Annotated in this window: 17 protein-coding genes; 7 read left to right on the top strand and 10 right to left on the bottom strand. The window is 73.2% G+C overall.

Annotation, left to right across the window (positions count from 1 at the left end):
- Positions 1-3: 3 nt before the first annotated feature.
- Complete coding sequence (locus tag ASG95_RS01090) at positions 4-1098, bottom strand: S-adenosylmethionine:tRNA ribosyltransferase-isomerase (protein WP_057376243.1); 1095 nt, start codon at positions 1096-1098, stop codon at positions 4-6.
- The gene (locus ASG95_RS01085; RefSeq protein WP_082592240.1) at positions 1095-1862 is read right to left on the bottom strand and encodes an SDR family NAD(P)-dependent oxidoreductase; all 768 of its coding nucleotides are present in this window, start codon (positions 1860-1862) and stop codon (positions 1095-1097) included. The genes ASG95_RS01090 and ASG95_RS01085 overlap by 4 nt, the downstream gene beginning before the upstream one ends.
- Positions 1863-1930: 68 nt before the next feature.
- Between ASG95_RS01085 and soxR the strand changes: the two genes are divergently transcribed.
- The 4 genes from soxR to ASG95_RS01065 all read left to right on the top strand — a co-directional run bounded on the left by soxR (position 1931) and on the right by ASG95_RS01065 (position 6260).
- Complete coding sequence (gene soxR, locus ASG95_RS01080; protein ID WP_057376242.1) at positions 1931-2398, top strand: redox-sensitive transcriptional activator SoxR; 468 nt, start codon at positions 1931-1933, stop codon at positions 2396-2398.
- Between the two features lie 7 nt (positions 2399-2405).
- Positions 2406-3128, top strand: coding sequence for an endonuclease/exonuclease/phosphatase family protein (locus ASG95_RS01075; protein WP_057376241.1), 723 nt, complete (start codon positions 2406-2408; stop codon positions 3126-3128).
- 104 nt (positions 3129-3232) lie between these two features.
- Positions 3233-5482, top strand: a complete 2250-nt coding sequence (locus ASG95_RS01070; protein ID WP_057376240.1) for an MMPL family transporter — start codon at positions 3233-3235, stop codon at positions 5480-5482.
- Positions 5483-5534: 52 nt separating this feature from the next.
- The gene (locus tag ASG95_RS01065; protein WP_056921313.1) at positions 5535-6260 is read left to right on the top strand and encodes a hemerythrin domain-containing protein; all 726 of its coding nucleotides are present in this window, start codon (positions 5535-5537) and stop codon (positions 6258-6260) included.
- A 30-nt stretch (positions 6261-6290) separates the two neighbouring features.
- Here the strand turns inward: ASG95_RS01065 and ASG95_RS01060 are convergent, their stop codons facing one another.
- The 3 genes from ASG95_RS01060 to ASG95_RS01050 all read right to left on the bottom strand — a co-directional run bounded on the left by ASG95_RS01060 (position 6291) and on the right by ASG95_RS01050 (position 12014).
- Positions 6291-9635, bottom strand: a complete 3345-nt coding sequence (locus ASG95_RS01060) for an AfsR/SARP family transcriptional regulator (RefSeq protein WP_157581671.1) — start codon at positions 9633-9635, stop codon at positions 6291-6293.
- 133 nt (positions 9636-9768) lie between these two features.
- Complete coding sequence (locus tag ASG95_RS01055; RefSeq protein ID WP_057376238.1) at positions 9769-11199, bottom strand: FAD-binding oxidoreductase; 1431 nt, start codon at positions 11197-11199, stop codon at positions 9769-9771.
- A gap of 116 nt (positions 11200-11315) precedes the next feature.
- Positions 11316-12014, bottom strand: coding sequence for a hypothetical protein (locus ASG95_RS01050; protein WP_057376237.1), 699 nt, complete (start codon positions 12012-12014; stop codon positions 11316-11318).
- Positions 12015-12385: 371 nt separating this feature from the next.
- On the opposite strand from ASG95_RS01050, the gene ASG95_RS01045 reads away from it, so the two are divergent.
- Entirely contained in the window at positions 12386-12892 is a 507-nt protein-coding gene (locus ASG95_RS01045) for a hypothetical protein (RefSeq protein ID WP_056921317.1), read from the top strand.
- A 22-nt stretch (positions 12893-12914) separates the two neighbouring features.
- On the opposite strand, the gene ASG95_RS01040 is transcribed toward ASG95_RS01045, so the two are convergent.
- Positions 12915-13286 (bottom strand): MmcQ/YjbR family DNA-binding protein, encoded by a 372-nt coding sequence (locus ASG95_RS01040; RefSeq protein ID WP_057378657.1) that lies wholly within the window; start codon positions 13284-13286, stop codon positions 12915-12917.
- A gap of 58 nt (positions 13287-13344) precedes the next feature.
- On the bottom strand, positions 13345-15450 hold the full coding sequence (locus ASG95_RS01035) for an NAD(+) synthase (RefSeq protein WP_057376236.1): 2106 nt from the start codon (positions 15448-15450) through the stop codon (positions 13345-13347).
- Positions 15451-15499: 49 nt separating this feature from the next.
- Between ASG95_RS01035 and ASG95_RS01030 the strand changes: the two genes are divergently transcribed.
- Together ASG95_RS01030 and ASG95_RS01025 are read left to right on the top strand one after the other, a co-directional pair.
- The gene (locus ASG95_RS01030; protein WP_057376235.1) at positions 15500-15817 is read left to right on the top strand and encodes a hypothetical protein; all 318 of its coding nucleotides are present in this window, start codon (positions 15500-15502) and stop codon (positions 15815-15817) included.
- Positions 15818-15983: 166 nt separating this feature from the next.
- Positions 15984-16376 (top strand): cyclic nucleotide-binding domain-containing protein, encoded by a 393-nt coding sequence (locus tag ASG95_RS01025; protein WP_057376234.1) that lies wholly within the window; start codon positions 15984-15986, stop codon positions 16374-16376.
- 30 nt (positions 16377-16406) lie between these two features.
- Here ASG95_RS01025 and ASG95_RS01020 read toward each other — a convergent pair whose 3' ends face one another.
- The 3 genes from ASG95_RS01020 to ASG95_RS01010 form a co-directional block, all read right to left on the bottom strand.
- Positions 16407-17567, bottom strand: coding sequence for an RNA polymerase sigma factor (locus ASG95_RS01020; protein WP_057376233.1), 1161 nt, complete (start codon positions 17565-17567; stop codon positions 16407-16409).
- A gap of 10 nt (positions 17568-17577) precedes the next feature.
- A complete protein-coding gene (locus ASG95_RS01015; RefSeq protein WP_057376232.1) occupies positions 17578-17991 on the bottom strand; it encodes a YciI family protein in 414 nt (137 codons plus the stop codon).
- 78 nt (positions 17992-18069) lie between these two features.
- On the bottom strand, positions 18070-18996 hold the full coding sequence (locus ASG95_RS01010) for an alpha/beta hydrolase (RefSeq protein WP_057376231.1): 927 nt from the start codon (positions 18994-18996) through the stop codon (positions 18070-18072).
- Between the last annotated feature and the right edge of the window lie 3 nt (positions 18997-18999).

Raw genomic sequence — 18999 nt, 5'->3', positions numbered from 1 at the left:
CGGTCACCGGGGATCCGGCCCGGGGAGCAGGAGGGCGGAGTCGCCGAACTCGTGCCACAGGTAGCCGCCCCGGGCCGCCCCGTCGTAGGCCCGCTGGGTCAGGTCCGGCCCCGCGACGGCCTCCACGAGGAGCAGGTGCGAGGCCTGCGGGTCGTGCCAGCCGGTGACCAGCCCGGTCACCACCCGGGGCGGGTCGTCGCGCGAGACGACCCGCGCCGTCCAGCCGGTGCGGGGGACGACGCCGGGTTCGTCGGCCGGCGAGAGCTGCACTGCGGACTCGAGCGCCCGCGTGACGGTGGTGCCCACGGCCACGACCCGGCCGCCCTCGGCGCGGGTCGCGTTGACCAGCCGTGCCGTCAGGGCCGAGACCTCGAACCACTCCGGCTGCGGCGCCTCCCCGGCCTCCTGCGACGACACCCCGGTGTGCAGCGTGACGACCGCCACGCCGATGCCGTGCGAGACCAGGTCGGTCACCAGCTCGTGGGTGAACGGCCTTGCGGCACTGGGTATCTCAGCGCTTCCGGGTCGGCTGGCGAAGACCGTCTGGTAGGCGGACAGGGGGTAGGCCCGGTCGAGGTAGCCGTAGGCGATCGGTCGTCCGTACCGGACCAGGTGCTGCTCGAGGGGTCGAGGTCCGCTGACCGCCGCCCTCCAGAGCCTGTTGCCCCGACCGGTCGGGGAGGAGAGTGGCCGGGGATACGGCGCGACGAGGGTGAGCCGTCCACCGCCGGGCAGGTCGAGCTCCGCCCCTGAGTCGGCGTCGAGCACGGAGCGCGCAGCGTCGGGAGCGGACCGCAGCTCGACCACCCAGGTGCCGTCGTCGAGCCTCGTCGCCGCGTGCACGACCACCGGCCCGCGGCCGCGCAGCACGGCGTCGAACTCGGCCGCGAGGGTCGCCGAGTTGTTCACCACCACGAGGTCACCAGGCGTGAGGTATGCCGCGAGGTCGCGGAAGTGGGCGTGCGCCACCCCCTCGTCGGTCGCCACGAGCATCCGCACCCCGTCGCGGGCCACCCCGCGCTCCTCGGGTGGGGCCGGGGCCGTGGTGTCCCCGGGACTCGCGAACCGGGTCGACGGCACGACGGACAGGCGGCTCACGCCGACACCACGCGCGCCGACGAGCCGACCGGGCCGGTTGGGTCGGCCGGGCCGGCTGGACCGGGGGCGAACTCCGCCGCCCGGTAGCGACCGGTGGCCGGACGGGTGCGCAGCAGCGTGCGCAGGGCGGGCACCACGGACTCCGGGAGCGGCCGGTCGCTGATGTCCTCGCCCGGGAAGGCGGCCTGGTGCATGGCGGTGCGCATGTCGCCGGGGTCCACCGCGTAGGCAGCGATCTGGGGGTTCTCCGCCCCGAGCGTGAGGACGACCTGGTCGAGCGCGGCCTTCGACGCGGCATACGCACCCCACCCCTCGTAGTGCTCGACGGCGGCGTCCGAGGAGATCCCCACCAGGATCCCGCCGGCGTCCCGCAGCGCGGGCAGCACCAGCTGGGTCAGGGCGAGCGGGGCCACCACGTTGGTCAGCCACGCGTCGTCGAAGCCGGCCAGGTCGAGGTCCGCGAGCGGCGGCAGCGGCGTGGGGCCGAGCGTGCTGGCGTTGTGGACGAGCAGGTCGAGGCGACCGGTGGCCAGGGCTCGGGCCGCCAGGGCCTCGCGGTGGGCCGGGTCGGTGACGTCGCCCGCGACCGCGGTGACCGTGCCCTGGAGCGGCCCGACCGCGGCGGCCAGCCGATCCGCGTCCCGGGCGTCGACCACGACGTGCCAGCCGTCGGCGGCGAGGTCCCGGGCGAGGGCCAGGCCGAGCCCGGCCGAGCCACCGGTGACGAGTGCGGTGTGCATGTAGGTGCCTTCCGTTGCGATCACGATCCGATTCCCCCATCCTTGAAGTTAAAGTGAAGTTGAAGTCAAGCCCCGGAACAGAGGAGGAGATCGTGGACACCACGGACGTGCTCACGGTGTCGGAGGTCGCCGCCCGCAGCGGCTTCGCCCCGTCCGCGCTGCGCTTCTACGAGCGTGAGGGGCTCGTCGAGGCGTCGCGGACCACCGGGGGACAGCGCCGCTACCAACGCAGCGTGCTGCGCCGGCTGGCCTTCATCCGCGCGGCCAGCAACGTCGGGCTCACCCTGGAGGAGATCCGCCGCGAGCTGGGTTCGCTGCCGGCCAACCGCACCCCCACCAAGTCCGACTGGCACCGCATCTCGGCGCACTGGCGCACCCGCCTCGACGAGCAGGTCGCGGCCCTCGAGGCGCTGCGCGACAAGCTCGACTCGTGCATCGGGTGCGGGTGCCTGTCGCTGAAGCAGTGCGGCATCTCCAACCCCGCCGACACGGCGGCCACCACCGACGACGCCCCGGGCGCGGCCTACCTCCCGCCGCTGCTGCGGCGCCAGGCCCACTGAGGCACCCGTGCACCTGACCTTGCTCAGCTACAACATCCACGGCGGCGTCGGGCTCGACGGCGTCCTCGACCTCGAGCGGATCGCCGAGGTCGTCGACGACAGCGGCGCCGACGTCGTGGCGCTGCAGGAGGTCGACCGGTTCCGTCGCGAGCAGAGCGCGTTCGAGGACCAGCCCGGCCGGCTCGCCCAGCGGCTGGGGATGCACCTCGCGTATGCCGCGAACCTCGACGACGAGCCCCCTCACCCGGGCGCCCCGCGGGCGCAGTACGGGACGGCCCTGCTCAGCCGGCTGCCGCTCGAGTCGTCGACGAACACCCTGCTGCCGTGCTTCGAGGGCAGCGAGCAGCGCGGGCTGCTGGAGAGCACCGTGGTGGTCGACGGCCAGCCGCTCAGGGTGCTGGGCACGCACCTGCAGTGGGACAGCGAGACCGAGCGGACCCGGCAGGCCGAGGCCATCGTCGCCGCCCTCGACGACCGCCCGGTCGTGCTCCTCGGTGACCTGAACACGACACCCGGCTCACCGGCATACCGCTGCCTCGCAGCCCGGCTCGAGGACGCCTGGACCCTCGTCGGGGAAGGCGAGGGGCACACCTTCGACGCCGAGCCGCCGCCCCGCCGCATCGACTACGTGTGGGTGGGTGGGGGAGTGCGGGCGGTCACGGCGCAGGTGCTGCCTTCGGTCGCCTCCGACCACCGCGCCCTGCGGGTGGAGGTCTCCGTCCCCGGCTGAGCCCCCGGCGGGGAGGCACCCCAAGTCAGTCCCAAGTGGCGCACAAGCAGGTGAGCCGACGCTGGTCCCGACCAGTTCACCTCCGCACCACTCGAAGGACCACCATGCCTGCCCTGCTCAGCCGGCCCACGCTGCGGACCGCAGCCCCGCGCCGCCCCCTCCTCTACCGCCTCGGCCACGGTGCCGCCGCCCACCCGTGGCGCACCCTCGGTGCCTGGGTGGTCCTCGCCCTCGTCGTCGTCGGCCTCGCGGCCACGTTCGGCGGCACCCCGCAGGACGACTACGACGTCCCCGGCGCGCGCTCCCAGGTCGGCATCGACCAGCTGCGCGCCCACCTGCCCGGCGCCGGCAACACCGCCGCCCGCGTCGTCGTGCACGACCGCAGCGGCGGACGACCCAGCGACGCCTCGCTCGCGCAGCTGTCGACCCGGCTGCAGGCCATGCCCCACGTCGTCCAGGTCTTCCCGGCCGAGCGGTCGGCCGACGGCGACACCGCGGTCGTCAACGTCAGCTACGACGCCCCGGTCACGGACCCCGACCTGATGGGAAACCTCGACCCGATCGAGGCTGCCGTCGCCCCGTTGCGGGCCACCGGCGTCCAGGTCGAGCTGGGCGGCGAGCTGCCCGAGAGCGCGGCCGCCCCGATGGAGGGTCGCGGGGAGATCATCGGCATCGTCGCCGCCCTCGTCATCCTGGTCTTCGCCTTCGGGTCCGTGGTCAGCGCCGGCCTGCCGATCGGCACCGCGCTGGTCGGGCTCGGCGTCGGCAGCGCAGGCATCACCCTGCTCGCCGCCGCCACCGACGTCAGCACCGCCGCCCCGATGGTCGCGACCATGGTCGGCCTCGGCGTGGGCATCGACTACGCGCTGCTGCTGGTCACCCGGCACGCCGAGTACCTCGCCCAGGGGTTCAGCGTCACCGAGTCGGCCGGTCGCGCTGCCGCGACGGCAGGACGCTCGGTCGTCTTCGCGGCCAGCACCGTGCTGGTCTCGCTGATGGGGCTGCGCCTCGCGGGCCTGCCGGTCTACAGCTCGTTCGGCTTCTCGACCGGCATCGCGGTGCTGAGCGTGATGGCCGCCTCGCTGACGCTGGTGCCGGTGCTGTGCCGGTTCGCCGGTCGCCGTCTCCTGCCCCGCGCAGTCCGTCGGGCCGGCCGTCGCGCAGGCCGCCGCTCCGTCGCTGGCGACGTCGTCGCCAAGTCGCTGCGTATGCCGCTCACGGCCCGGTGGGCGGTCAAGGTCGCCAAGCGTCCGCTCCTGTGGGCGGTGTCGGCCGCGATCGTGATGCTCACCCTGGCGGTGCCGGCGCTCGACATGCGCACCTGGCCGCAGGACCCGAGCAGCCAGTCCACCGAGCTCACCACGCGGCGGGCCTACGACCTGGTCAGCGCCGAGTTCGGCGCCGGCAGCAACGGTCCCCTCACGGTGGTGGTCGACCGCGCCAGGCTCGACGAGTCGGCCGTGGCAGGCCTGGCTCGCGACCTCGGGGCCCGCCCCGACATCGTGGCCGTCACCCCGGCCGTCACGTCGCCGGACTCGGCGATCACCGTGTTCGACGCGATCCCGGCCTTCGGGCCCACCGACGAGCGCACCGCCGGCCTGGTCCGCGCCGTGCGGGCCCAGCTGCCCGCCGGGGCCGAGCTCACCGGTGGCACGGCCTTCTTCGCCGACATCGCCGAGATGCTGGCCGGCCGGCTGTGGATCGTCATCGCCTTCGTGGTGGCCGTCTCGGTGCTGCTGCTGGCCATGGTGTTCCGGTCGGTCGTGATCCCGGTCAAGGCCGCGGTCATGAACCTGCTGAGCATCGGCGCGGCCTACGGCGTCCTCACCGCGGTCTTCCAGTGGGGTTGGGCCACCGACCTGCTCGGCCTCGACCACCCGTTGGCCGTGTCGAGCTGGGTGCCGATCCTGATGTTCGCCATCCTGTTCGGCCTGTCCATGGACTACGAGGTGTTCCTCCTGTCCCGCATCCGCGAGGACTGGGCGCGCACCGGCGACTCGCACGGCAGCGTCGTGCGGGGGCTGTCGGCCACCGGCCGGGTGATCTCGAGTGCGGCGGCGATCATGGTCGCGGTCTTCCTCGGGTTCGCCAGCGAGGTCGACGTCGTGGTCAAGCAGCTCGGCGTCGGCATGGCCGTCGCGATCCTGCTCGACGCCACCGTCGTCCGCATGGTCCTGGTCCCGGCCACCATGTCCCTGCTCGGCGACTGGAACTGGTGGGTGCCGCGCTGGCTCGACCGCGTCCTCCCGCACGTCCGTGCCGAGGTGGAGGACGACGACGTCGAGCTGTGGGACGAGGAGCTGCGCGACGACGAGCTCCGCGACCACGAGACCGAGACCGTCGGCTCGCACTGACGCCACGGCATACCTGGCACCTGAAATCCATTGACCTGAAAGGCAACTCACCATGACAACGACGACCACGACGCTCTGGCCGGAGCAGCTCACCTTCCCCGGCCAGACCGCGGCCCACCCGGGGCCGGTCGACATGACGATGATGTACGTGATGCACCACGGCTTCCGCCGCGACCTGGCGGCCTTCGCCGCGGCGGCCAGCGCCACCCCGACCGAGGCCCGCAGCACCTGGCGAGCCCTGGCGGCCCGGTGGGAGCTGTTCGCGGAGGTGCTGCACCACCACCACTCGGGCGAGGACGCCGGGCTCTGGCCGACGCTCCTCGACCGGGCCGATGAGGCGGAGCGCCGGGTCCTCGAGGCCATGGAGGCCGAGCACGCCGAGATCGACCCGATCCTGACGGCGTGTGCCGCCGGGTTCGAGCGGCTCGCGCACCACGCCGACGAGGACGCCCGGGCCGCGCTCGCCGTGCGGCTGTGTGCCGCACGGGAGAGCCTCGGCCGCCACCTGCGGCACGAGGAGACCGAGGCGATCGCCGTCATCCAGCGGGTGATGACGAACGAGGAGTGGGAGCAGGTCGAGGAGGAGCACTTCCGCAAGGACGTGGCCTTCGCGCAGGTCCTCGCGCTGGTGCCGTGGGCCGCCCACGACGTCCCCGGACCGCTGCGCCGTCAGGTGTTCGCGAAGACCGGTCGGCCCAACCACATCCTGTGGCTGCTCACCCGACGCGGCTTCGAGCGGCGCGAGGCGCTCGCCTTCCGCTACCTCGACCGCGACTGATCCCCGCACAACGGCAGCTTTGCGGGTGGGTCAGAAGGAGTGGCGGGTCCGCTCGCCGCGCAGCCACTGCGCGGCGAGCGGGATCTGCCATTGCTCGCACAGCTCGAGCGCGCGATCGGCGTGCGTGCCGGCCAGCTCACGCTCGCCGACCGCCGCGGCCGCGAGCGCGAGGAACGCGTCGACCGGACCCATGGCGTTGCCCGAACCCGCCGTGCACGAGTGCCCGGCGAACGGAGCCAGCCGGTCGTAGGCGGCGGAGGCCAGCGCGTGGTCGTCGAGCCCGAGCGCCACCTCGGCCGCCGCACACCAGTTGAGCATCGAGAACCAGTCGTCGTCGGCCAGGCTGATCGGGTGCGACGCGGCATACGCCGTGGCCCTGTCCACCTCCCCGGCCCGCAGCCAGAACACGAGCATGGTCGAGGTCACGGGGAGCACGCTGTGCTGCGCGAACTGCTCGAGGATCGGGGCCACCTCCGCCGAGCGACCCTGCCACAGCCGCAGCGACATCAACGCCCCGGCGGTCGCGTCCTCGGTCTGGCCCAGGGTCATCTCCTGGTCGAGCCGCACGATGTCGGCCATCCGTCGCTCGCAGTCGTCGAACCGCCCGGCCATCGCGAGCCACGGCAGCTCCAGGCTGTCGAGGACGATCAGGCCGTAGGGCAGTCGCAACCGCTTGGCCCAGTCGCGGGCCACGACAGCGTGCTCCCACATCTCCTCGACGAGGCCCAGCTCACCGGCCACGACCGCCCGCAGCGTCGTGGTGACCACGTAGGCGCGCTCGTCGCCGAGGCGGTGCGCCAGCTCCATCCCCTCGCTCACGAGGTCACGTCGCAGCTCCGCGGTCGCGCTGCGCCACAGGGCGACGTAGGCGAGCTGGCAGGCGTCGAGCAGGAGCGCCTCGTCGCCGATCCGCCGGGCCATCGCGATGCCCTCCTCCACCAGCGCGCTGCGCTCCTCGACGGTGGAGCCGTAGTAGATCTCGAGCGCGAGCGCGAGCATCACCCGGCACCGCAGCGCGCCATCGGTGGTCGGCAGGCCCTGCAGGACCCGGCGCAGGGCACCGACCACGACCTCGTTGACCGACCCGTGCGGCCCGGACTGCCAGAGCGCCCCGACGGAGGTCGCGGTGGCGGCCCGGCCGAGGAGCACGACGTCACCGATCTCGTCGGCGACGGCGATGGCCTGCTCGGCGGTGCCGACCAGCCCCTCCCAGTCACCCGACCACCGCTGCGCGTCCGCGAGGTCCATCAGCACGTCGTAGCGCTCACCGAGGGTGGCGTCAGGGTCACCCGGCAGCGCGTCGAGGGCTGAGCGCAGCAGGTCGGCGGACTCCTCGTAGGCGTGCAGCCGCCGCGCCACGGTCGCGGCCCGCACGCAGGCCAGCCAGGCCCGGGCGGCGTGCGCCGGACCGGCGGACAGCCAGTGCCGCGCCACCTCGTGCTCGCGGCCCGCGATGCCCGACAGTGCCTCCGCGACGCGGGCGTGCGCCCTGGCCCGGCGGGTGGTGGGGATCGCCGCGTAGATGGTGTCGCGCACGAGGGCGTGACCGAACAGGAACCGGTCGATGCCGTCGTCCCGCACCAGGCCTGCCTCGAGCGCCGGGTCGAGGTGGTCGAGCAGGTCGTCCTCGTCGAGGCGCGAGACCGCAGCCAGCGTGGCGAGGTCGAACTGCCGCCCGACCAGCGCGGCCCACCGCAGGGTCGAGACCGCCTCCTCCGGGAGCCGCTGCAGGCGCCGCGCAAGGACGTCATGGACCGCCGCCGGTGGGTGCGCCTCGGCGACCAGCGCCGACAGGTCGCCACCCTCGCGGGCCAGCCGGGCGTACTCGACCAGGAAGAACGGGTTGCCGTCGGTGCGCTGCCGCAGGGCTCGCGCCTCGCCGTCGGACGGGGTCGACTCGCTGACCGCCTCCACCACCCGCGACGCGTCGTCGGCACTGAGGCCCTGCAGGTCGAGGCGCACGGCGTGCCTGCGGGCGAAGGTCTCCACCGCGTCGAGCAGCGCGTCGGTGGGTTCGGGATGGCTGCGCCAGGTGCCGAGCACCAGCAGCCGGCCCTGCTGCACGGTCTCGCCGAGCAGTCGCAGCACCCGCAACGACGCGACGTCGGCCCAGTGCAGGTCGTCGAGCAGCACGACGATGGTGCGCTCCGACGCCGCCTCGGCCACCGCGCCCGCGATCGCCTCCCAGGTCCGGAACCGGCCACCGCCGTCCTCGTCGCCCTCGGTCTCCTCCGGCAGCTCGCGACCGAGCGCCCGCAGCACCTGCTGCCACGGCCACAGCGGTGGGGCCCCGTCGTCCTGCGAGCACCGACCCAGCAGCACCGTGGCGCCGCGCTCGCCGGCCACCTTGGCCAGCTCGCCGGCCAGCCGGCTCTTGCCGATGCCCGGCTCGCCGACCAGCGCCGCCAGGGCGACCGACCCCGACTCGGCCTGCTCGAGGGCGCCGACGAGGTCGGCCAGCTGGTCGTCCCGCCCGACGAGCGGCCAGGGCGGCAGGGTCGGGACGAACGACTGGATGCGGGCCGTGGTCGTCGCGCGGGACGGCTCCGGGGCAGGGGAGGAGGTGCCCGGCTGCCAGTCCAGGGTGGGGTCCTGGCGCAGCACGGCCGACTGGAGGTCGCGCAGCTCCTGACCGGGTTCGAGGCCGAGCTCGTCGGCCAGGACGTCGCGCACCTCGCGCAGCGCGTCGAGGGCCTCGGCCTGGCGACCGGCCCGGGTGAGGGCCAGGGCCCGCAGCCCCCACAACCGCTCGCGCAACGGGTATGCCGTGGTGAGCGATTCGAGCTCGCCCGCCACGGTCGCGTGCTGGCCGAGCTCGAGCGACGCGACCGCGCGGTCCTCCAGGGCGACGACGCGCAGCTCCTCCAGTCGGGCGCGCTCGGCGACCGCCGAGGGGGCGTCCTCCAGCTCGAGGTAGGGCGTGCCCCGCCAGAGCGACAGCGCCTCGTCCAGCTCGGCGACGACCGCCGTGAGCTCCTCGGTCGAGAGGCCGCTCGGCTGGTGGAGCGCGGCCAGCTGGCCGATGCGGCGGTGCGCCCGGCTGACCGCGCGGTCGAAGCGCGCCGCGTCGAGGGCGTCGTCCCCGACCCGCAGGGCGTACCCCGGCGCGACCGTCACGAGCACGTTCGACGGGGCGCGGGCGGCCCGGTCCGGTTCGAGGGAGCGGCGCAACCCCGCGACGTACGCCTGCAGGGTGCCGCTCACCCCGGGTGGCGCACCGTCCGGCCACAGCAGGTCGACAAGGGCGTCGACCGAGACCGGCCGCCCGTGGTTCATGGCGAGGGCAGCGACCAGTGCACGCTGCTTGCGCGTGCCCAGGTCGACGGGGCCGTCGCCCAGGGACGCCTGCACGGCACCGAGGACACCCACTCTCACCCGCCCGAGAGTACGCGCGAGCGGTCACTTCCCACTCGTGCTTTCGGGCGAGACCGGCGCTGCGGTCCAGCACGCGGCCGAGCCGGTATGCCGCGTGGTCACCACGCGGCATACCGGCCCCCCTCAGGACGGGTCACTCGGTGACCCGGCCGTGCTCCACGAGCCGCGGGATGCGGTGGTTGCCCACGAACAGTCCGTGGGGGTCGACCGCAGAGCGAATTCCCTTGAGCTGCAACCACGCCCGCTCGTCGTAGGCGGTGCGCGGGTCGACGGCGTGCTCTGCGAAGTTGAGGTAGCTGCGACCGTTGGCCCACGGCGACAGCACCTTGGTGAGGCGGTGCGCGTCGTGCTCACCCTGCGCTGCCATCTCGGGCGTGAGGGCCATCGCGCCGGCGAAGGTGACGAACGCGGCGTCGAGCTTCTTCAGTGCGCCGCCACCCTCGTGCTCCCGACCCAGGGCCCCACCGAGCTGCCGCAGCTCGGCCATCAGCAACGACGACGACGAGCCCGGCCCGACCTCGGACAGGAACGCGTCGACCGCCTCGTCGGGCAGCCCGCCGAGCATGGCGGAGTCGGACACCACGGGCGTGGGTCCTTCGGGGTCCATGTGCAGCCGCACGAGTGACCGGGCAGGCACCCGCCCGAAGGTGTCGATCTCCGGTGACAGGGCGCGCAGGTCGGCGATGGCCGCTGCGCCGGCCTCGTCCGAGCCGAGGACCGCCCCGTCGATCACGACGACCGACCGGCCACGGAGCAGCTCGGGGATGTCCGGGATCGGGGGCAGGTTGAGGATCCGGAACGAGGTGGTGACGTCGTCGGGTGCACCGGGAGCCCACTGGGCCCAGCGCCGCAGCACCGGCTCCGCGACCTCGCGGTCCCAGATGAGCATGCCGGCGTAGGCCGACTCGATGGCGTAGAGCCGGAACTCGAGGGCCGTGACGACGCCGAAGCTGCCGCCACCGCCGCGCAGCGCCCAGAACAGCTCGGCGTTGCGGTGGGCGTCAGCGCGCAGGTGCTCGCCGTCAGCGGTGACGAGCTCGACCGCGGTGAGGCTGTTGGTGGCCAGGCCGAGGCGACGGGCGTACCAGCCGATGCCTCCGCCGAGGGAGTAGCCGGCGATGCCGACGTCGGGGGAGCTCCCGTGCAGGGCGGCCAGGCCGTGGTCACCGGCGGGCTCGGTCGCGTGCATCCACAGCGCACCGCCCTCCACGCGGGCGATCCGGCGCACCGGGTCGATGGTGACGCCGGTCATCGCCGAGGTGCGCAGCACGACGACGTCGTCGAGACCCTGCGCGACGAGGGGGCCGGCGTTGTGGCCGGTGCTCTGCGGGGCGATCCGCAGGTCCGCCGCGGCGGCCGCACGGACCACCTCCTGCACCTGGGCGACGGTCCGCGGCTGGGCCACGGCGGCCGGGCGCTGGTCGAGGGCGACGTTCCACGGGAGGCGCGCTGCGTCGTACCCCGGGTCGCCCGGAAGGTGGACCCCACCGTCGCAGAGCCCGCGCAGGGCTTCGGCGCGCCGCTGGTCAGGTCGCAGGCTGGTGGGGGTGGTCTGGTTGGTCATGGGTGACTCCTTGTTCCGCTGTCAGATGGTGTGCGGAACACGGTGCAGCCACCCGCTTGGGCACCACTTGGTGCCGACTTGGGGTCAGTCGCACCCGACTTGTTGCGTCGCGGTGGTCACCGACCCGCGGAAACTGCCCCCACCTGCCCACCAGAGGGCAACACGTGGGTGGAGGCTTCGTGCTGCGGGCGCCCGACGCGACCGGCGACATCGGCCACGACGTCCTCGAGGAGGTGGACGAGCCGGTCCGCGACGTCGGGGACGCAGGCCACGGCGATGCCCTCCACGGCATACGCGACGGTGTGCGGGGCGGTCTGGCGGCGGTAGGTGCGCTCGCTCACGACCGCACCGCGGGCATAGCGCTCGGCCCAGGCGTGCGCCTCCGGGGCCGCGGCGAACCCCGCACCACACAGGTCGTCGACGAGCTCGCGGACGCCGGGCCGCCCCGCCGCGAGCCGCTGGGCGGTCAGCAGGCCGACCGCGAGCACGTTCTGGCGGGTGGCCGGAGCCACCGGGAGAGCCGCCGCGGCGGTGCGGGTGGCGATCGCGAGGTCGAGGTCGAGGTCCGACCCGGTCAGCCCCACGACGTCGGGGATCAGCGTGACCAGCCGGCCCCGGTCGGCGTCACCCAGCGAGTCGTTGACCAGCCGGGCCAGCGACGCGAGCAGGGGGTGGGTGCAGGCCGGGTGGTCGCTCCAGCGCTCGCCGGCGAGGAAGGAGGCCAGCTCCATGAAGCAGGCACCCTTGCGCGGGTTGCGGTGCCGTCCCGCGGACAGCACGGGCACCAGCTCTGGCAGGGTCGTCACGCGGCTCATGGCACCTCCCGGCGGGGCAGTCAGGGCCATTGCTCGTCGCGGCAGCGGCCCTGGTTCCACTATGCGCCGGGCGCCGGGCTGGCGCCACCCCTGCCCCACCCTGCCTTCCCTATCTCATCGGCCGACCCGGCCTCAGTGCTTCGGTCTAGTCCAACCGTCCAGAAATCGGGGCACGCTGCCGGGCGTCCTGCTGGACAGCCGCGCCCAAACCACGTCATCCGCAGGGTTCTTCTCGTACCCGTGGTGGAGATCGTCTGCCCCCCACTGTCGGATGTGACGGGGGTCCGACGGCCCCACGATGGTGGCTACCGGGAGGACGTCGCCGCAGATGCCTCCCGGACCACCATCTGGCTCGTGCAAGGGGAACCGCCATGACGGTCATCGAACGGCTCTACGACAACGCGTGGTACGTCGCGAACGCCTCGCCCGGCGCCCGCGACCTGCTCGCCGCCGACGTCACCCGCGCCTGGATGGAGCGGGAGGCGGCTCGGGAGGACGCGGAACGTGCCCGCAGCGTCGCGAGCCTGTCCCCGGCGCGCTCGGCACTCGCCCTCTCGCTGGGCAACTCGCGGCAGGCCGGCTACGACCGGGCGCGGTCCCGGGCCGCCGAGGCCGCCCGGTGCACCGACATCGTGCTCGGCCACGCGTTCAGCGTGAAGCGCGACCTGCACTCGTCGGGCGCGATGGCGGTCGAGATCTCCTCCTGCACCCTCCTGCGCCGCGCGTCGCTGACCGCCGCCGGGCGGGGCGAGCACTGGTCCGGCCTGTTCCACGACCCGCAGAACCGGCACGTCGGCTCGTTCTCGACGACCCTCGGCACGGACCCGTGGGACGCCTTCCACCAGGCCTGCGAGTGGATCGTCACCGGTCAGCTCTGAGTCACCGGTCAGCTCTGAGCCGTCACCGGTCGGCTCCGAGCCCCGCACCGAGCCCTGCGAAGTAGGGCGCGGACACCGACTTGGGCACCACCATCGCCCACGCGTCGAGGACCAGCTCCGGCAGCCGGTCCAGGTCGAGCGCGTCGGTCCAGGCCTCGACCCACTGGTAGCGCAGGTCGACCTGCCCGGGCAGGAAGAACACATCGGGCTCCGACTCGACCAGGGCCGCCCGCTCCTCACGCGGGAAGGCGAAGCCCAGCTCCGTCTCGTCGCGCGAGAAGGCGAGCCACACGATGCTGCCCACCCGCCACTTCACGCGGTCGCGGACCACCACCTCGTAGGCACGCGGGAGCGGCGTCGCGATGCGGCGCACGTCCTCCACGGTGACTGCCACCCCACCACTGTCGCATCGGGCGCCGACACCACCGTCATGCAGGAGCACTAGGCCGGATTCAGTCCTCCGGGACGTTCGACCGCAGCTCGTCCAGCCACGCGCGCCCGGTGACGTCGGACGGCATACGCCAGTCGCCGCGAGGTGAGAGGGACCCTCCCGCAACGACTTTCGGGCCGTTGGGCAGCGCGGAGCGCTTGAACTGGTTGCTGAAGAAGCGCTGCACGAAGACTTCCATCCACCGCCGGATGGTGGCGAGGTCGTATGCCGTGCGGCGGCTCTCGGGGTAGCCCGCCGGCCAGTCGCCCACCTCGGCGTCGGACCACGCGTGGAGGGCGAGGAAGGCGATCTTGCTGGGGCGGTAGCCCCGCCGCAGCACGTGGTAGAGCGTGAAGTCCTGCAGCGCGTAGGGGCCGACGGAGTCCTCGGTGGACTGGATCTTCTCGCCCGCCCTGGCCGGCACCAGCTCGGGGCTGATCTCCTGGTCGAGGATCTCGGTGAGGGTCCCGTTGACCGCACCCTCGAACTGCGCGCTGCTGACGACCCAGCGGATCAGGTGCTGCATCAACGTCTTCGGGACGCCGCTGTTGACGCCGTAGTGCGACATCTGGTCACCCACGCCGTAGGTGCACCACCCGAGCGCGAGCTCCGACAGGTCGCCGGTGCCGAGCACGATGCCGCCGCGCTGGTTGGCGGCCCGGAAGAGGTAGTCGGTGCGCAGCCCGGCCTGGACGTTCTCGAAGGTGACGTCGTAGACCTCCTCGCCGCGGCCGAACGGGTGCCCGAGGTCCTTGAGCAGCTGGGTCGCCGCGGGGCGGATGTCGAGCTCCTCCCACGTGATCCCGAGCGACTCCATGAGGTGGACGGCGTTGGCCTTGGTCCCCTCGGTGGTGGCGAACCCCGGCATGGTGAAGCCGACGATGTCGGTGCGCGGGCGACCGAGCCGGTCCATCGCCTTGGCGGCGACGATCAGCGCGTGCGTCGAGTCGAGCCCACCACTCACCCCGATGACGACCTTGGGCTGCCAGGTGTCGGTGGCGATGGCGCGCAGCCGCTGCTCGAGACCGGAGACCTGGATGTTGTAGGCCTCGTAGCAGTCCAGCGCGAGCCGGGCCTCGTCGTCGGGCACGAACGGGAACCGGTCGACCTTGCGCCGCAACCCGATGTCGCCGGTCGGCGGCTTGAGCCTGAACCCGAGGGTGCGGAAGTCCGCACCGTCGCTGGCGTCGACGCGTTCGGCCCGACGGTTGTCGTCGAAGGACCCCTGCCGGATCCGCTCCTGGCGCAGCCGGTCGAGGTCGACGTCGACGACGGTCGACCGCGGCCCGTCCGGGAACCGCTCGCTCTCGCCGAGCAGGTCGCCGAGCTCGTAGACCATCGTCATGCCGTCCCACGACAGGTCGGTGGTCGACTCCCCGGCGGACGCGGCGGCATACAGGTAGGCGGCGTTGCACCGCGCGCTCGCGGAACGCGCGAGCAGGTGGCGGTCCTCGGCGCGACCGACGGTGATCGGTGAGGCCGACAGGTTGAGCAGCACCGTGGCGCCCGCGAGCGCGGCCTTCGCGCTCGGCGGCACGGGGACCCACATGTCCTCGCAGATCTCGACGTGGACGGCCAGCCCCGGGACGTCGTCGGCGTCGAAGACCAGGTCGGGGCCGAACGGCAGGTCGCCGTCCTCGTCGGCGCCCGGCCAGTGCGGCGCGTGGAACCAGTCGGTGCGGGTGTCGTCGCCGGCCGCGAAGTGCCGCTTCTCGTAGAACTCGCGGTAGTTGGGGAGGTTGGACTTCGGGACGACGCCGAGCACCTCGCCGCGGTGGATCACGACGGCGCAGTTGAACAGCCGGTTGCCGTGCCGGAGCGGGGCACCCACGACCACGACGGGCAGGAGTGACCTCGTGGCCGCGGCGACGGTCAGGACGGCCCGGTCCACCTCGTCGAGCAGCACGTCCTGGAGCAGCAGGTCGTCGATGGCGTAGCCCGACAGGCTCAGCTCGGGGAACAGCGCCACGGCCACGCCGTCCTCGTGCAGCCCCCGCACCTGCTCGACGATCGCCTCGGCGTTGCGCGCAGGGTCGCCGGCGGCCACCGGGACCGTGCACGCGGCGACGCGGGCGAAGCCGTGCCGGTAGGCCGACGCGAAGTTCGAGGGTGCAGCCCCGGTGTCCATGGTTCCGAGTCTGTCAGAGAAGGCGCGACCGCCAGGACGGATCGCTACGGTGCGGGCGCTCGACATCTACTCGGACAAGGCCCCGGCGGACGTGACCGCGGACGCGTTCGGCGACCCCTTGCCGTTCGAGGTCCCGTACTGGGCCGGCGAGCACGCCGAGGTCGACGACTACCCGCATCCGTTCCACCCGTTGGAGCTGGGCGAGGCCGCGATGGCGTGGATGTTCGGCAGCTCTGGCGAGGGCGCCCCCGGCGATGCGGTCCAGCGCGAGCTCGGCGAGCTGCTCGACCCGTTCGACGTGCCGATGCGCGGGTTCCGGATCGGCAAGCCGGCACGGAAGGGACTGCTCAGCCGCCTCTTCAGCTGACAACCGGCCAATTGCCCGGTTCTCGGCGCGCAGAGTCCCCCTGTGCGGCCCACAACCGGGCAATTGGCCGGTTTCCTCGGGCCAGCGGCGTGCGTTCGGTGGTGGTTGACGGGATCACGCGCGGGGTTCATCGTGAGGCGAGGGTCACCGGGTTCAGGGAGGCGTCATGGATGCTGAGGAGCTTGCCTCGATACCGCTTCTGGCCGACCTGACCACGGAGCAGCGGGCGATGGTCGCGGAGAAGCTGAACGAGCGCGAGGTCGACGTCGGCACCGTGCTCGCGCGCGAGGGCGACTACGCGTACAGCCTGTTCTTCGTCGTCGACGGCCTGGCCGCCGCGGCCCACGAGACCAGGCTGCTGACCACGCTGCGCCCGGGCGACTGGTTCGGGGAGATCGGGGTGCTGACCCACAGCACGCGTTCGGCGAACGTCGTCGCCCTCAGCAGGATGCGGCTGCTAACCCTGATGGCCTGGGACTTCTCCGACCTGATGCACGAGCTCCCGGCGCTCGGGACCCGGATCCGCGAGCGGGCGCTGGAACGGCTGGAGCGCGACTGACCGCTCGCCCGCGGCAGCAGCCCGGGCGACTCAGGTGCCGGCTGCGTGCAGCCGCGCTGCCTGTCGGGTGAGGTGGTCGCGCTCCGCAGCGCTGGTCGCCGCCCTGGCGGCCACGGCATACAGGTCCCTCGCCTCGACGAGGTCGCCGGCGCGTTCGTGGAGGTATGCCGCGACGGCGGCATGGCGGGGTACGCCCGGGTCGACGGCGGCGAGGGCGCGCAGGCCGGCCAGCGGTCCGTCGGCCTCGCCGACAGCGACGGCCCGGTTGAGGGCGACGACCGGGCTGTCGGTGAGCCGGGTCAGCTCGTCGTACCACTCGAGCACCTGGGTCCAGTCGGTCTCCTCGGCGGACCGGGCGTCGGCGTGCAGCGCGGCGATGGCGGCCTGCGCCTGGTACTCCCCGAGCCGGTCGCGGGCCAGCGCGAGCTGGAGGAGGTCGACGCCCTCGGCGATCAGGGCGGTGTCCCACAGCGACCGGTCCTGCTCGGCGAGCGGCACCAGCTCACCCGCAGGGGTGCGGCGTGACGCCCGGCGCGCGTGGTGCAGGAGCATCAGCGCCAGGAGTCCCTGCACCTCGGGCTCGTCGCTGCCCGCGGCGAGCTGACGGGTCAGCCGGATCGCCTCAGCCGCCAGGTCGACCTCGCCGCCGTAGCCCTCGTTGAAGATCAGGTAGAGGACGTGCAGGACGGTGCGCAGGTCGCCCGGCTGGGTGAGCCGCTCACCGGAGATGGTGCGCTTGGCCCGGCTGATCCGCTGGGCCATGGTCGCCTCGGGCACCAGGTAGGCCTCGGCGACCTGCCTCGTGGTGAGCCCACCCACCGCCCGCAGGGTCAGTGCCACCGCCGACGCGGGGGAGAGTGCGGGGTGGCAGGACAGGAAGAGCAGGAGCAGCGTGTCGTCGGCCTGTTCGGTGGCACCGGGCTCGGGTTCGTCGTGGAACCGCTCCTCGCGACGGCGGCGGGCCACCTCGGACCGCACGATGTCGAGGTACTTGCGGGAGGCGACCGTGACCAGCCAGGCCCTCGGCTCGTCGGGGAGCCCCTCCGGCCAGCGCCGGAAGGCCTCCACCATCGCCTCCTGCACGGCGTCCTCGGCCGCTGCGAAGTCGTCTCCGCGGCGGACGAGGACACCGAGCACCTGGGGGCCGAGGTGCCGGAGCAGGTCCTCGAGCTCGGCGGGTCGGGGGGTCACGGCGAGCTGGTCACTCGGTGACGGTGGGCGGCTCCGCCATGAACGCGCGCACCTCGATCCACTCCCGCAGCGGCACCCCGCCCGGGCCGGGCGCCGACGACAGGAAGGCTGCGGCCTCGTGCGCCCGCTCCTGCGAGTCGACGTCGATGATCATCCAGCCGGCGATCAGGTCCTTGGTCTCCGCGAACGGCCCGTCCGTCACTGGGGGCCGGCCCTCGCCGTCGAACCGGACGAACGTCCCGTCGGGCGACAGCCCGTCTGCGCTGACGAACTCCCCACGGTCACGCAGCGTGTCCGCCACGTGGTGCATGAAGTTGATGTGGTCGGTGATCTCCTGGGGCGTCCACTGGTCCATCGGGACGCAGCCCTCGGGAGTGCGCTCGGGTCCACCTTGGTAGTGCTTGAGCAGCAGGTACTTCGCCATGGTTCCTCCTCGGTCCGTGCCGGCCATTCTGGCCGCCATCACCCCGAGGACGGAGTCACCGGCCGGTTCTCGACATCCTCAGGGAAGGTGCGCGTCGAGCCACTCGACGACGGAGTCCATGACCTCGTCGCGGTTGGTCTCGTTCAGCATCTCGTGGCGACCCTCCGGCCAGAGCCGGAGCGTGACGTCACCCACCCCGAGGCGGCGCAGCTGGTCGGCCACGGCCGTCGGGCCCTTGCCCTTGTCGCCGACCGGGTCCTGCGCGCCCGAGAAGACGAAGACCGGCAGCGTCTTGGGCACCCGGCTGACCGAGGCGTCGGAGTTGATGGTGCCGAGCCCACCCAGCAGGTCGGCGAAGAACCCGCTGGTGAAGACGTTGCCGCAGCGCTCGTCCGCCACGTACTTGTCGACCTCGGCCTCGTCCCGGGAGAGCCAGTCGAACTTCGTGCGGTTCGGCTTGAACGCCGCGCCGTACTGGCCGAAGGTCAGCTGGTCCATCAGGCCACTGGGGTGTCGCCGGCCGCGGAGCCGCGCCTGGGCGGTCGCGAGCGCCAGTCCCACCTTGCCGAGCGCACCGGGGTCGCCGGCCGTGCCGGACAGGACGAGACCGTCGAGGTCGCCGCCGAACCGGGTCGCGTAGGACCGGCTCAGGAACGAACCCATGCTGTGGCCGAAGAGGAAGAACGGCAGGCCCGGGTTCTCCTCGCGGGCGTGGTCGCTCACGAGGTGCAGGTCCTCGACGACGGTGTCGAAGCCGTGGTCGTCGGCGAAGTAGCCGGCCTCTGCAGCGGTGCGCGCCGTGGCACCGTGGCCGCGATGGTCACTGGCGTACACGGCATACCCGGCAGCGGTGAGCCGCTCGGCGAACCGGGCGTAGCGGTCGGAGTGCTCGGCCATGCCGTGAGCGACCTGGACCACGGCCTTCGGGGGGCCGTCGGGCAGCCACCGGTTCACGTGCAGCTGGGTGCCGTCGGGGGTGGCCAGGGAGAAGCTGCTGGACTGCATGCG

The organism is Phycicoccus sp. Soil803 (assembly GCF_001429685.1).
Taxonomy (GTDB): domain Bacteria; phylum Actinomycetota; class Actinomycetes; order Actinomycetales; family Dermatophilaceae; genus Pedococcus.
This window is presented reverse-complemented; position numbering and strand designations above follow the sequence as displayed.